Here is a 14471-nt window from a genome sequence, read left to right as displayed (position 1 = left end):
TAATGAGCCCTGCGATGAGCCTCGCGATGAGCCCCGTGATGAGCGCAGAATGAGCAGCACAGCACGAGCGGGCGGTCGCTGGATTCGGGCCGACCTGCGGGCCAGAAGGGGCCAGGCGGCGCTGACCGTGCTCGCCGTGGCCGGCATCGTGGCCGCCCTGATCACCGCCGTCACCCTGCTCGAAGACGGCACGAACCCGTGGCGCAGCCTGTTCGCCCAGACCGAGGGCGCGCACGTCTGGTTCTACACCAAGGACAATTCCGCCCAGGTGGCGGGCGCCGGGGGCCTCGACGGGGTCACCCAGGTGGCCGGCCCCTACCGATCGGCGCCCGTCACGGTCGTGCGGGACGGCAAGAAGGAGCCCGCGGCGCTGCGCGCGATGCCCGCCACCCCGCCCCAGGTGGCGCACCCGGTGGTGGCCGAGGGCAGCTGGCTGGACCCCGCGCAGGCCGACGGCGTGGTGGTCGAGCGCTCCTTCGCCCGCGCGCTGCGCCTGCGGATCGGCGAGCCACTCGCCATCATCGCGCTCAGCGGCGAACGCCACCCGCTGTACGTACGCGGCATCGCCGACTCCGCCGAGCAGGGCTTCTACCCGGAGTGGACGCCCGGCCTGGCCTGGGTGCTGCCCCAGACGCTCGACCGGATCGAGCCGATGCTGGGCCGCAGCGAGTGGGTGACCGGGCTGCGGCTGGCCGACGCCGACGCCGCCCAGGTGGTCTCCCAGCGGGTCGTCGTCACGCTCGACGACCAGGTCCAGCGGCTCTACACCTGGCGCGAGGTCCGGGCCGCGATGGAGCTCGACAACCGGCTGCTCGGCACGCTGCTGGCGCTGTTCGGCATGGTCGGCCTGGTGGCCGCCGCGCTCGCGCTGGCCAACGCGGCCGGCGGCCGGGTGCTCGGTCAGCTCCGCGACCTGGCCACGCTCAAGTCCATGGGCTTCACCGCGGCGCAGGTCGCCCTGCTGCTCGTGGTCGAGCACGGCGCGCTCGGCCTGCTCGGCCTCGCGCTCGGCACGCTGGCCGGCTGGGGGTTCGCGGTGGCGCTGCTCGGCGCGACGTCCGTCGCGCCGATGCCGGTGCTGGCCATCGTCGCGGGCACCGCGCTGGTGGTGCTCGCCGCCGTCGGCCTGCCGGCCTGGCGCGGCGGTCGCACCCCGCCCATCCCGGCCGCCCCCACGCAACCGCTGCGCGGCCACCTGTCCCGCCTGGCCAAGCTCGCTCTGCTGGTACGGCTTCCGCCCGCGCTCGTCCTGGGCAGCCGGGACGCCTTCACCAGGCGGGTGCCCGCGTTCCTGACCGCGTTCGGGCTCGCCGTGCCGATGATGATGATCACCATCGGGCTGGGCGTGTGGGCCACGCTGGACAACTTCGCCGACCACCCCGAGCAGGTGGGCCAGCACGCCGCCCTGCACGTCGGACCGGGCAAGCTCGAAGCGGCCGAGGCCGAGCGCCTGGTCAAGGCGGACGAGGATGTGCTGGCCGTCTATCCGGGCACCGACGTGAACGCCCTGGCGGCCGGTGAGGGCCGCTCGGTGCGGGTGCGGGCCATCGGTGGCTCAGCGGACCCGTACCCCTTCCCTGTCGTCGAGGGCCGCATGTACGGCGAGCCGGGGGAGGCGGTCGCCGGTCAGGGGCTGCTCGACCTGCTGGGCGTGGGGATCGGCGACCGGGTGCGGCTCACCGTGGGCGGCTCGCCGCTGATCGTGCGGATCGTGGGCCGGGCCATCGAGCCGGACCAGGACGGCGAGGTGCTGTCGGTGGGGCTGGACAGCCTGGCGCCGAAGGACTCGGTGCCGCCCGAGTTCTACGCGCTGGCGCTGCGGCCCGGCGCGGACCGGGGCGAGGTGGCGGCCAGGCTGCTCGCCCAGTCGAGCGAGGGGCTGGACGTGCAGGCGGTGGTCAACCCGGCCGACCGGCTGGCGATCATCCGGGTGCTCATCGTGGCGCTGATCGCGGTGCTCGCCCTGATCGGGCTGGCCAACCTGCTCACCGCCAGCGCGCTCGGGCTCCGCGACCACGCCTTCGACCTGGCCGTGCTCAAGGCGATGGGGCTGACGCCGCGGCAGGTCATGGCCACGCTGGTGACCGGCACCGGCCTGCTGGTGGTGCTGGGCGTCGCCGTGGGGACGGCGGCCGGCGCGTCGGTCGTGACCTGGCTGATCGACCTGCAGGGACACACCAGTGGGGTGGGGGCCGGAATCGGCCGCCCACCCTCTGGTCTCTCACTGTCGATCGCCGTGCTGGTCGCCGTGGGCACGGCCCTCGCCGTCGCGCTCATCCCGGCCCGCCGGGCGGCCCGTGCCCAGGTGCCCGTCACGGCACGTTGACGCCGCCCTCACGCTTGAGCGCGAACCAGTAGAAGCCGTGGCCCGGCAGCGTGAGCAGGTAAGGCCGCGGCCCCACCTCGGGGAAGTGCACCCCGCCGCGCGCCTCGATCGGCGTCATGCCCTCGAACCTGCGCAGATCGAGCTCCACCGGCTGGGGGAACTTCGACAGGTTGTTGACGCAGAGCATCACGTCGTCGCCGTCCTCGCGGACGTAGGTGAGCACGCTCGGGTTGGAGGACCACATCTCGGTGTAGGCGCCGACGCCGAAGACCGGGTGGTTGCGGCGGATCTGCAGCATCTTGCGGGTGAAATGGAGCAGTGAGCCCTCATTTCGCTGCTGCGACTCCACGTTGACCGCCTGGAACCCGTAGATCGGGTCCATCACGGCGGGCAGGTAGAGGCGCCCCGGGTCGGCGGTGGAGAAGCCGGCGTTACGGTCCGGACTCCACTGCATCGGCGTGCGCACCGAGTCACGGTCCTCCAGCCAGATGTTGTCGCCCATGCCGATCTCGTCGCCGTAGTACATGACCGGCGAGCCCGGCAGGCTCAGCAACAGGGCCGTGAACAGCTCGATGCGGTCCCTGTCGTTGTCCAGCAGCGGCGCCAGCCGGCGGCGGATGCCGAGGTAGGCCCGCATGCGCGGGTCCTTGGCGTACTCGTTGTGCATGTAGTCGCGCTCTTCCTCCGTCACCGTCTCGAGCGTGAGCTCGTCGTGGTTGCGCAGGAAGATGCCCCACTGGGCGCTGTCGGGAAGCTTCGGAGTGCGCGACATGATCTCGGAGATCGGCTCGCGCGTCTCCTTCCTGACCGCCATGTAGATGCGCGGCATCAGCGGGAAGTGGAAGGCCATGTGGCACTCGTCGCCACCGGTGGTCGGATCGCCGAAGTACTCGGTGACGTCCTCCGGCCAGCCGTTGGCCTCGGCCAGCAGCACCCGGTCCGGGTAGAGGCGGTCCACCTCGGCACGCACCTTCTTCAGGTACGCGTGCGTCTCCGGCAGGCCGGAGCACGCGGTGCCCTCCCGCTCGAACAGGTAGGGGACGGCGTCCAGGCGGAAACCGTCGATGCCGAGGTCGAGCCAGAAGCGCAGGACCTCCAGCATGGCCTCCTGCACGGCCGGGTTGTCGTAGTTGAGGTCCGGCTGGTGGTGGAAGAAGCGGTGCCAGTAGTACTGCTTGCGGACCGGGTCGTAGGTCCAGTTGGACTCCTCGGCGCCGATGAAGATGATCGGCGCGTCGCCGTAGGCGGTCGGTTCGTCCGCCCAGACGTAGAAGTCGCCGTACGGCCCCTCGGGGTCGTGCCGGGATGCCTGGAACCAGGGATGACGGTCGCTGGTGTGGTTCATCACCAGGTCGGTGATGATGCGCAGGCCACGCTCGTGCGCGGCCTCGATCAGCTGGACAAAGTCCCCCAAGTCTCCGAAGTCCGGGAGGATCTTCATGTAGTCGGAAATGTCGTAGCCGCCATCGCGCAGCGGCGACTCATAGAGCGGCAGGAGCCACAGGCAGTCGACTCCCAGCCACTCGAGATAGCCGAGCTGGTCGATGAGACCGCGCAGGTCTCCGGTGCCGTCTCCGTTGGAGTCCTTGAACCCCCGGACGAGAACCTCGTAAAACACCGCCCGCTTGTACCAGGAGGGGTCCTCCGAGATGAAGGTCTCGGCGACCGGCTCCGGTGATGGGGATGCGTTGATCATAATGTCGCTCACAGAAGGAGATGTGGGCAGGACGAAGTCACCGGTTTCCCCGGCGTTGTTATCTGGTGACCGCGCCGCGTGGGGTCGTCATCCCTGCGAACCCATGCCCTTGACAGGACCGGATTTGTGATCCGGTGCCCGCTTGTGCGGCGCTTACGGGCCGAACACTACCAGCCCGTTGGCTTTCCGGAACCCGCTTGTGCTGTGCGAGCTGTAATACCCAAGAGATCTCTGTGTAATCGTGATGTTACCGACCGTTCTTCTCCCCGTAACTAGAAGGGGGCAGACAGGTCGCTAAGGTCGGTTTCGTAGTCGCTGAGCCAGAGACCGAAAAGGACCAGCCCGCGCACCCAGAAACGGTCGTTCCAGCCGCTGAACCGGGTCAGCGCGTCGGGCCCGCCCGCGATCACCTCGTGCAACTCGTCCGAGAGCAGGCCGGGCACCCGGGTGGCGACCACGCTGAGCATCTGGTGCGAGTAGGCGCGCGCGGGAGCGGCCGTGGAGCGCAGCGGAACGCGCCGGAGCGGCTGCTTGATCACGTTCGTCGACGGCAGCGCCGCCACCCGCGGGTTGGCCGCGTGCAGCACCTCGCGGTAGAAACGGCCCTTGTCCTTGCGGGTCACGCCCACCGAGAGCGCGGCGTCGAAGAAGTCCGGATGGATGAACGGCGCGGCGAACGACGACTCCGGCCCCACCAGGTTGACCGCCGAGCGCGCGATGCCCCGCACCGTCCGGGTGTGCAGCACCGACAGCGGCAGCTCCGCCCGGTGGCCGTGCAGCATCGAGGTGGCGGCGGCGAACTGCTCCTGCACCGTCTCGGCCATCCACTGCGCGGCGGCCTTGGACAGCATCGGCTGCGTCGGCGCCCCGAGGCTCAGCGAGCCCAGCACCGCGGCCGACCGCTCGGCCTGCGTGGTCGCCTCCAGCGCGGCCCCGCTGACCATGAAGTTCTTCAGCAGCGGGCCGCCCGCCAGCCCGTCGACCAGCACTCGGCCGGCCTGGTGCACCTGCTTGGCGAAGGGGGCGTACCACGCGTGGTGCGGCGTCAGGTATTCGAGCCTGCGCGCCACCTCCCGCGCGTCCTCCGGGTAGTCGGCGGCGTCCTGCATGATCACCCGGTGCGGGATGCCCAGCTCACGGGTGATCGAGCGGGCGAACGCGATGTCGGTGTCGTTGCCGTCGTCGGGGCTCGTCGTCCACGACTCGACGTCGAACCCGCGCGCCTTGGCCACGCTGCCCAGCAGCCGCGAGTCGTAGCCGCCGCTGATCGGCACGAGCAGCTTGCGGCCGTCGTAGTCCTTGTAGACCTCGTGCAGCAGCTCGACGATCTCGCCCGCGCTGGTCCACGCCTCGTAGGGCTCGCGCCGCAGCCAGCGCGGCAGCCTGCGCTCGGTGGCCAGCCGGCCCTGGTCCCACACCAGCGCCCCGGAGCCGGGCAGCCGGCTGATGTCCGCGTAGGGGGTGGCCTCGCCCAGCGGGAAGGTCACCTGGAGGATCGACGCCCAGGCCGACCAGTCGATCGAGACCGGGACCAGCGAGATCAGCGGCTGGATCAGGGAGGAGAAGTAGACCGCCTCGCCGAGGCGTACGTAATAGACGTCGACCAGCCCCAGCGCGCCCGCGTGCAGCGTGACGCGCGAGCCGTCGCCGATCAGGCCGGGAGTCTCGTACGTCTCCGCGACCGACATCCAGTCGCCGACGAGCTCGCTCCGCTCCAGGGCGGGCCTGCGCTCGCCCCAGGAGAACGCGAACGCCTCACCGGCCCGTTGATAGGGCGGCAGCGGCGTGGAGCTGAACAGCGCCGCCTCGGCCGTCTGGAGCGCGGGCCTGACCCGGGGCCCGGCGGCGGACAGCTTGCCGAGCAGGGCGCCGTCGATCCGGCCCAGAGCGCCGCAGACATAGGGCCGCACGTTGAACTGCACCGGATGTCATCCCTTCGAGCCGCTTCCCGCAAAAGAGTATCCTTTGCCGGGCTGAGAGACGGAGGTCCACGTGTCCATCGAGCTGGAAAGCACGCGCAGGGCGTTGCGGGATGCTGTCGCACAGGCAGAGCACGCCGCCGAGCTGGCCCGGTTGCTGGCCGCCGCCCAGAGCAGGCTGGCGGAGGCGGAGAGCCGGGCAGGAGAGGCCAGGGAGCTCGCCGAGAAGCTGACCGAGGCCGAGGAGCGGCTGGAGGACGAACGCACCGCGGTGGACAAACTCCGCAAGGAGCTCGCCGAGCAGCGCTACCAGGCGGAGGTGGCCAACTGGAAGCTGTCCTCGATCAAGGTGGCCCGCTGGAACCGCCTCGGCGACGCCATCAAGAGCGGCAAGAACAACCCGATGCGCCTGGCCAAGGGGCTCAAGGGCGCCACCAGGCCGGTCAAACGGCCCATCGCGCCCAAGCGCAAGCCGGTCGCCGGCGGCGGCCAGGGCAAGGACGAGCGCCCCGGCGCCGCCTTCCAGGCCACCACGTCCACCAGGACGCTCGGCGGGGCCTCGTTCAAGCTCAAGCCGTACCGCGTCCCCACGGGCCCCAACACCCGCCCGCACATCACCGCCGCGGTGATCGCCGACCCCCACGTCGAGGCGCTGCTGCGCTACGAGTGGCGGCAGAGCACCGGCTTCACCCCGCGTGACTTCGCCAGGGTGCTGCCCCAGGAGGTGCCGCACCTGCTCGTGGTGGAGTCCGTGAGCCAGGGGCCGTGGGCTGGGGAGCTGCGCGGCGAGCCGGGGCAGGGGCTCAGGGCGCTGCTGGCCTGGTGCGGCGAGCGGGGCATCCGCACCGTGTTCTGGCACACTCAGGGCGACGTCTCCGACTACGCCGCCGCTGCCGAGCTGTTCGAGCACCGCTTCACCACCGATCTGACCGTCGGCTGGCCCCGCCTGCAGTTCGGCGTCCAGCCGCGCGTGCACAACCCGCTGCCGCTGGCGGGCGGCCGCATCGACCGGGTGCTCACCCTCGACCAGCTGCTGCCCGGTCACCTGAGCTATCCCGACGTGCTCACCTCCTACCGCTGGCCCGCCGCGGTCGACTGCCCGCCCGGCACCCCGCAGTGGCGGCTGACCGAGCTCGCCGCCTGCGGCACCCCGATCGGCGACGACCCCGACACCCGCCGGGCCCATGTGGCCCTGCGCCGCGCCTACAGCGGCGGCACGATGACCGACCGGATCGACACCATGCTGGAGGCGGTCGGCCTGCCCAGCGCCCGCGCCACGTTGGACGTCTCGGTGCTGCTCGTCATCCCCGACGCCACCCGCATGGAGCACGCGCTGGCCCAGCTCGCCCGGCAGAGCGGGGTGGTCCAGGCGATCGTCATCGGCCCCGACGAGGCCGAGCAGCGCGCCCGCGACATGCTGCCGGACGCCGACGTGGTCTTCCGCCGCCTGCGCCCCGACCTGACGGTCGGCGCCATGCTCGGCCACGGGCTCGACCTGTGCGAGGCCGACCTGGTCGCGGTCATGGACCCGCGTGACGTCTACGGCGGCCACTACCTCGCCGACCTGCGCCGCGCCTTCCTCTTCAGCACCGCCGACATCGTCGGCAAGGCCGCCTTCTACGCCCACCTGCGCAAGCCGCAGGCCACGCTGCTCAAGCAGCCGGACGCCGAATACGCCTACCTGCCGGAGATCGCCGGGGCCACGCTGCTCGCGCGGCGCAACGCCCTGCGCGAGGTGGGCTTCGCCGACCTGACCGACGGCTGGGACGAGGTGCTGATGCGCCAGTGCCGCCAGGACGGCGTCAAGGTGTTCTCCGCCGACCGGTTCGGCTACGTGCGGGTCCGCGACGAGGACCGCTGGCTGCTCGGCGCCGCCCACCTGGTCGAGTACGGCTCCGCCGAGCCGCACGCGCTCATCTGACGCCGTGACGCCGGGGCGGCTGGCCGGGGTGCTCGGCGAGCCGCCGGAGCCGGAGGGCACGTGGGCGGTCGAGGCCGCGTACATGTCGGCTGCCGCGCTGCGGCGGCGGATCCCGCCCGCCGAGCTGGCCGGGCGGGTCCGGTCGCTGCCCGGCGTCGCCGGGGTGGAGGTGCGGCCCAACGGGTTCCTGCGGATCGTGGTGGCGGTGCCGGGCGCGCTGGTGGAGGAGGTCGAGCCGCTCGGCCTGCCGGATCCCGGCTGGCCGGACTTTCCCCGGACCTGGGAAAACCCCGGTTTCGTGGTCCGCTACGGGCATGCCCGCGCGGTGGCGGCGCGGCGGTGGGCGCGGGAGCTCGGGGTGCCCGTGGACGGCTTCAGGCCCGAGCTGCTCGACGACCCGCACGACCGGGCCGTGCTACGGGTGCTGGCGGAGCTGCCGGGGCGGCTGGCGAGCCGGGACCCGGGCTGGGAGACTTACCTGGTGCGGCTGGCGCTGGCCTACCATGACGCGCATGAGCACGCCCCGGCGACGCCGATCGGGGACGAGCCGCCCGGTGCGGTGCACGGGGCGAGGGTGCGGCTGGCGCAGGCCGTACAGGATGTGCTGATGGGACCGGATCGGTTGTGAGGGTAAACAAAATATCCGGTCAAACGGCGAAAAAGCGTAAAAAATCCGCTCAGGTACGGTGATCGCGTCTCGATACGTGGGCAGACTGTCCGGGGCGAACGGTGGTTCGGATAGCCTCGTTCGGGTGAGTCGATTCGCCCATCCTGCCGGGGACCGTCACGCTGAGACGCCGCCCCACGAGCGCCCCCCGCTGGCGCCCGCCGACCTCAACCGGATCAACCCCGCGATCTGGCCGCGAACGTCGAGCCGGGTCGATGGCGCGCTCATGGTCGGCGGGCTCGACGTCCGCGAGCTGACCCGTGAGTACGGCACCCCGCTCTACGTGCTCGACGAGGACGACGTACGGTCCCGCATGCGCGACTACGCCACCGCCTTCGCCGGGTCCGAGGTGCACTACGCCGGCAAGGCGTTCCTGTGCAAGGAGATCGTCCGCTGGCTCCAGGACGAGGGCCTCGGCGTCGACGTCGCCAGCGGCGGCGAGCTGGCCGTCGCGCTCAGCGTGGGCTTCCCCGCCGAGCGCATCACCCTGCACGGCAACAACAAGTCCGCCGCCGAGCTCACCAGGGCGCTGGAGGCCGGCGTCGGGCACATCGTGGTCGACTCCTACGAGGAGATCGCCCGCCTGGGCTACCTCGCCGAGCAGCTCGGCAAGCGGCCCAAGGTGATGGTCCGGGTGACCACCGGCGTCGAGGCGCACACCCACGAGTTCATCGCCACGGCGCACGACGACCAGAAGTTCGGCCTGTCGCTCAACAGCGGCGCCGCCGCCGAGGCCGTGCGCCGCATCCTCGCGCTGCCCACGCTGGAGCTCGTCGGCCTCCACTCGCACATCGGCTCGCAGATCGTCGACACCGCCGGGTTCGAGGTGGCCGCCCGCCGCCTGGCCTCCCTGCTGGTGCAGATCAAGGAGGAGCACGGCGTCGTGCTCCCCGAGCTCGACCTCGGCGGCGGCTACGGCATCGCCTACGTCGACGAGGACGAGGCCCCCGACATCAAGCTCGTCGCCGACGGGTTGCGCGAGATCGTGCGCAAGGTCTGCACCGACGCCGGCCTGCCCGTGCCCCGCCTGACCGTCGAGCCCGGCCGCACCATCGTCGGCCCCGGCGGCATTACCCTCTACGAGGTCGGCACCGTCAAGGACGTCGAAGGGCTGCGCACCTATGTCAGCATCGACGGCGGCATGAGCGACAACGTCCGCACCGCCCTGTACGGCGCCGAGTACACCGCGGTGCTGGCCAGCCGCGAGAGCACCGCCCCGCCGATGCTCAGCCGCGTCGTCGGCAAGCACTGCGAGAGCGGCGACATGGTGGTGCGCGACTGCTACCTGCCCGCCGACCTGGCTCCGGGCGACCTGATCGCGGTCGCCGCGACCGGCGCCTACTGCCGGTCGCTGGCCAGCAACTACAACTACCTGCCCAGGCCCGCCGTGGTCGCCGTCTCCGGCGGCAAGGCCCGCGTGATCGTGCAGGGCGAGACCGAGGACGACCTGTTGAGAGGGCAACTGTGAGCAAACCGTTGAGGGTGGCCCTCCTGGGCTGTGGAGTCGTCGGCTCCCAGGTCATCCGGCTCATTCACGAGCAGAGCGCCGACCTGGCCGCGCGCATCGGCGCCCCCGTGGAGCTGGCCGGAGTGGCCGTCCGCCGCCTGGGCCGCAAGCGGGACGTCGAGGTCGACCCCGCCCTGCTCACCACCGACGCCGAGTCGCTGGTCACGCGCGACGACATCGACATCGTCATCGAGGTCATCGGCGGCATCGAGCCCGCCCGGTCCCTGATCACCGCCGCCCTGTCCAGGGGCAAGTCCGTCGTGACCGCCAACAAGGCGCTGCTCGGCGAGGACGGCGCCACCCTGCACGAGGCCGCCCGCGCCGGCCGCGGCGACCTCTACTTCGAGGCCAGCGTCGCCGGGGCCATCCCGCTGCTGCGCCCGTTGCGCGAGTCCCTGGCCGGCGACCACGTCAACCGGGTCCTCGGCATCGTCAACGGCACCACCAACTACATCCTGGACAAGATGGACTCCACCGGCGCGTCGTTCACCGACGCCCTGGAGGAGGCCCAGACCCTCGGCTACGCCGAAGCCGACCCCACCGCCGACATCGAGGGCTTCGACGCGGCGGCCAAGGCGGCCATCCTGGCCGGGCACGCCTTCCACAGCCGGGTCACGGCCGCGCAGGTGCACCGCGAGGGCATCACCGAGATCACCGCCACCGACGTCGCCTCCGCCAAGGCGATGGGCTACGTCATCAAGCTGCTGGCCATCTGCGCCCGCTCCGACGACGGCCGCTCGGTCGGCGTCCGCGTCCATCCCGCCATGATCCCCAGGACCCACCCGCTGGCCGGGGTCAGGGAGGCCTACAACGCGGTCTTCGTGGAGGCCGAGTCGGCCGGGCAGCTCATGTTCTACGGCAAGGGCGCGGGCGGTGCGCCCACGGCCTCGGCCGTCCTCGGCGACCTGGTGGCCGTGGCGCGCAACCGCCTGGCCGGCACCCGAGGCGCGGAGGAATCCACCTACGCCTCCCTCCGGGTGCACCCGATCGGCGAGACGGTCACCCGGTGCCACGTGGCGCTGGACGTGGCCGACAAGCCCGGCGTCCTGGCCACGGTGGCCGAGCTGTTCGCCAAGCACGACGTGTCCATCCAGACGGTCCGGCAGGAGGGCCACGGCGACGACGCCCAGCTCGTCATCGTCACCCACCGCGCCACGGACGCCGACCTGACGGCCACCATGGAGGACCTGCGCGAGCTGGACGTGGTCCGGGCGGTGGCGAGCGTCATGCGGGTGGAGGGCGACGAATAGCTTCCCGCCGGGGTCCGGCGCCGGGCCCCGACGGCTTTTCGCACGCTGGCAACTCCCTGTGAAGCTCCGCCTTATCGGCACCTTTCACCACATCGGCCACTAACGTGTCATTTATGGCGAGATGCCTATGGTGGAGAATGGCGTGCGGGCGGTGATCATCGCTTGTCATGGCAACCCGAACCGCAGGTCTACGCGCGTGTAAAACGGCGTAGGGTAGGCGCCGATCAAGTCCCGCAGGTCAAGGAGCAGCGCGCATGACCTTCAGTCCAGCCGGTTTCCTGCGCACGCCGGAGCAGGGGCTGGCCCGCCTGCACTGGCATGAGGACGCCTGGGCCGTCGACGGTCAGGCACCCGACCCCGAGGTGCTGCACACCCTGCGCGGCCTCGACATCGACTGGCCCGCGGCCGAGGTCGCGCCCGATGCCGGGTCGTCCACCGCGGGGGTCGCGCTGGACGCCGGGTCGCCCGGGGCAGGAGGCGCGTTCGATGCCGAGTGGGCTGGGGTCGAGGTCGCGCTCGACGGGCTCGCGCGGCTGGCCGCCGCCGGGGTGCCGCTGACGGCGGCGCACGCGCCGCCGTGGGTTCCCACCGACCTGGCCGCCCTGCTCACCGACCGGAGCTGGCTGGACCACGCCGCTGACGACACCGCTGACGACACCGTACGCAGCCTGGCCGACCTGCGGCGCGAGGAGCACAGCGTACGGCTGCGCCGCCTGGCCGCCCAGCCGGCCACGATCGCCAAGGTCAGCGTGGTCATGGCGACCAAGCGGCCCGGCTTCGTCGCCGGCGCGCTCGCCCAGATGGCGCGGCAGCGCGGGGTCGAGGTGGAGGTGATCCTCGGCCTGCACGGAGTCGCCTACGACGAGGTGCGGCAGGCCGCCGAGGCGTGCCCGCTGCCGCTGCGCTGGATCGAGGCCGAGGCCGGGACACCGTTCGGAGAGGTGCTCAACCAGGCGGCGGCCCTGGCCGGCGGCGACTACCTCGCCAAGTGGGACGACGACGACTGGTACGGCCCGGACCACCTGGCCGACCTGCTCATGGCGGCCGATTACTCGGGCGCCGACGTGGTGGGGGCCTCCGGGGAGTTCTTCTACCTGGAGCCGTTGCGCACCACGATCAGGCGTACGACGTTCGCGTCCGGGGCGGCCTATCCGAGCGAGGTGTGGGCCGATCACATCGCGGGCGGCACGATCATGGTGCCGGTGGCGAAATTTCGCGATATTGGGGGATTCCCTGGGCTTCCTCGGGCGGTGGACCGTGAATTCCTCAAGGCCGCGAGCGAGGCCGGAGCCCGCATCTACCGCACCCACGGCCTGGGATACATGTTGCGCCGCGGGCTGAGCGACCAGCACACCTGGCAGCTCCCGCTCGCGCACTTCCTCAAAGTCGCCACCAACCAGTGGTACGGCTTTCGCCCGAGCCTGCTGATGGAGCCCGATCTGCTGACGGAGTCGAGCATGAAGCCGAGCATGAATGCGAGCACGATGTCCAGCACCGGACCGAGCACGGGGGCCGGCACGGGGCCGAGACTGCTGGAGACAGCATGAGGGTGCGCGGCAACGACTATCGCGTCCTCGACCCGCCCGAGCGGTTCACCCCGGAGCTGCGCGTCAGCGTGATCGTGCCGGCCTTCGGCGGTCAGGACAAGCTCGACCTGGTGCTGGCCGCGCTCGCCAGGCAGACCTATCCGGCGGAGCTGACCGAGGTCATCGTCGTCGACAACGGCAGCACGCCACCGCTGCGGCTGCCCGGCACCCGCCCGCCGGGCGCCCGGCTGATCCGCTGCGAGACGCCCGGCCGGCCCAGCGCCCGCAACGCCGGGCTGGCCGAGGCCGCCGGCGACGTCATCCACTGGCTCGACTCCGACGTGGTGCTCACCCCCGGCGCCGTCGAGGCCCACATGCGCTGGCACCACGCCGCCCCCTACCTCGTCGTCGGCGGGTTCATGCGCTTCAGCGAGGCGCCGCTGCCCGCCGAGCTGCCGGACGACCTGGAGTCCTACTTCGAGCCCGCCGAGCCGCACCGCTGGATCATCGACCTGCTGGAGCGCACCGACGGGCTGACCAAGCGCACCCCGCGCCCCTTCAGCCTGCACGTGGGCGGCGCGACCTCGGTCAACGCCCGGCTCTTCGAGCTCGCGGGGCCGATGGACGAGGAGCTGATCCTCGGTCAGGACACTGAGATGGGCTACCGGCTGGGGCAGGCCGGCGCGGTCTTCGTACCCGAGCCGCGGGCCCTCGCCTACCATCTCGGCCCGACCATGCGGATGCGGCACAAGGAGCGCATCGACCGGGTCAGCTTCGCGTTCGTGGGTGACCGGATCCCCCTCTACCGCTGGCTGCGCTCGCATCCCGGCCGCCAGTGGAAGATCCCGTACGTCGAGGCCGTGGTGGACGGCACCGTCGGCTACGAGAGCGTGCGCGCCACCGTCGACGCTCTGCTGGCGGGCACGCAACACGACCTGCGCGTGGTCATCGTCGGCCCGTGGGAGGGGCTCGACCGGGACCGGCGCGCCCCGCTGAAGGATCCCAACCTCGAACTGGTCCTGGTGCACGGCCACTTCGAGCACGAGAGCCGGGTGCGGTTCGCCACCACCGGCGAGGTCGACCTGGCCGTCCCGTACGTGCTGCGCCTGCCACCCGGCTGGGCGCCCGGCGAGGACTCCGTGGCGAGCCTGCTCGACCTGGCGCGCACCGAACAGCACGGCCTGATCAACGTGCTGCTCGACGAGTCGCCCGCCGGCGTGGTGGCCGCCCGCCTGGAGCGCCCGGCCGCCTTCGCCCGGGCCCGGATCGTCGCCGGGCCGCAGGAGAACCTGGACGACGTCGTCGACGACGTCTCCTCCGTCACCTGGGTCGACGGCGAGACCTACGGCTTCACCAGCGAGCCCGCCAAGCCGCTCGGCCGACGCGGCGCCTACAACGCCAGGATCAAGGCCGAGGCCGACGTCGAGCGGCTGACCGGCGAGAACGAGCGGCTGCGGGCCCAGGTCACCAAGTGGCGCGAGGAGGCGGGCACCTGGCGCAAGGACGCCGTCGAGTACCGGCGCGACATCGGCGCCCTCCGCAAGGAGGTCTCCGAGCTGCGCCGCGAGCTGGCCGCCGCCCAGCGCGCCCAGGACAGCCTGCGCACCGTCATGGCGGCCACGGTCAGGCGCGCCCTGGGCAGGAAGACCGGCAGATAGC

The 14471-nt window shown here is 71.7% G+C and carries 9 protein-coding genes; 7 read left to right on the top strand and 2 right to left on the bottom strand.

Features of this window, described 5'->3' with window-relative positions; genetic code table 11:
• Positions 1–49: 49 nt before the first annotated feature.
• Positions 50–2326: an FtsX-like permease family protein gene (locus tag ACTMTF_RS13355; protein WP_441110869.1), complete on the top strand. Its 2277-nt coding sequence runs from the start codon at positions 50–52 to the stop codon at positions 2324–2326.
• On the opposite strand, the gene treS is transcribed toward ACTMTF_RS13355, so the two are convergent.
• Together treS and ACTMTF_RS13345 are read right to left on the bottom strand one after the other, a co-directional pair.
• A complete protein-coding gene (treS, locus tag ACTMTF_RS13350; protein ID WP_397010344.1) occupies positions 2313–4022 on the bottom strand; it encodes a maltose alpha-D-glucosyltransferase in 1710 nt (569 codons plus the stop codon). The genes ACTMTF_RS13355 and treS overlap by 14 nt on opposite strands.
• 272 nt (positions 4023–4294) lie before the next feature.
• The gene (locus ACTMTF_RS13345; RefSeq protein ID WP_441110868.1) at positions 4295–5944 is read right to left on the bottom strand and encodes an asparagine synthetase B family protein; all 1650 of its coding nucleotides are present in this window, start codon (positions 5942–5944) and stop codon (positions 4295–4297) included.
• Between the two features lie 70 nt (positions 5945–6014).
• On the opposite strand from ACTMTF_RS13345, the gene ACTMTF_RS13340 reads away from it, so the two are divergent.
• The 6 genes from ACTMTF_RS13340 to ACTMTF_RS13315 all read left to right on the top strand — a co-directional run bounded on the left by ACTMTF_RS13340 (position 6015) and on the right by ACTMTF_RS13315 (position 14470).
• A complete protein-coding gene (locus tag ACTMTF_RS13340; protein ID WP_441110867.1) occupies positions 6015–7862 on the top strand; it encodes a hypothetical protein in 1848 nt (615 codons plus the stop codon).
• 4 nt (positions 7863–7866) lie between these two features.
• Positions 7867–8490 (top strand): anticodon-binding protein, encoded by a 624-nt coding sequence (locus ACTMTF_RS13335; RefSeq protein ID WP_441110866.1) that lies wholly within the window; start codon positions 7867–7869, stop codon positions 8488–8490.
• A gap of 124 nt (positions 8491–8614) precedes the next feature.
• Positions 8615–9997: a diaminopimelate decarboxylase gene (gene lysA, locus ACTMTF_RS13330; protein ID WP_441110865.1), complete on the top strand. Its 1383-nt coding sequence runs from the start codon at positions 8615–8617 to the stop codon at positions 9995–9997.
• Positions 9998–10011: 14 nt separating this feature from the next.
• On the top strand, positions 10012–11286 hold the full coding sequence (locus ACTMTF_RS13325; protein ID WP_441111032.1) for a homoserine dehydrogenase: 1275 nt from the start codon (positions 10012–10014) through the stop codon (positions 11284–11286).
• A 254-nt stretch (positions 11287–11540) separates the two neighbouring features.
• Positions 11541–12833: a glycosyltransferase family 2 protein gene (locus tag ACTMTF_RS13320; protein WP_441110864.1), complete on the top strand. Its 1293-nt coding sequence runs from the start codon at positions 11541–11543 to the stop codon at positions 12831–12833.
• Complete coding sequence (locus ACTMTF_RS13315; protein WP_441110863.1) at positions 12830–14470, top strand: glycosyltransferase; 1641 nt, start codon at positions 12830–12832, stop codon at positions 14468–14470. Before ACTMTF_RS13320 ends, ACTMTF_RS13315 begins: the two co-directional genes overlap by 4 nt.
• Position 14471: the final 1 nt, after the last annotated feature.

It is taken from the genome of Nonomuraea sp. ZG12, assembly GCF_052068115.1.
Lineage (GTDB): Bacteria > Actinomycetota > Actinomycetes > Streptosporangiales > Streptosporangiaceae > Nonomuraea.
This window is presented reverse-complemented; position numbering and strand designations above follow the sequence as displayed.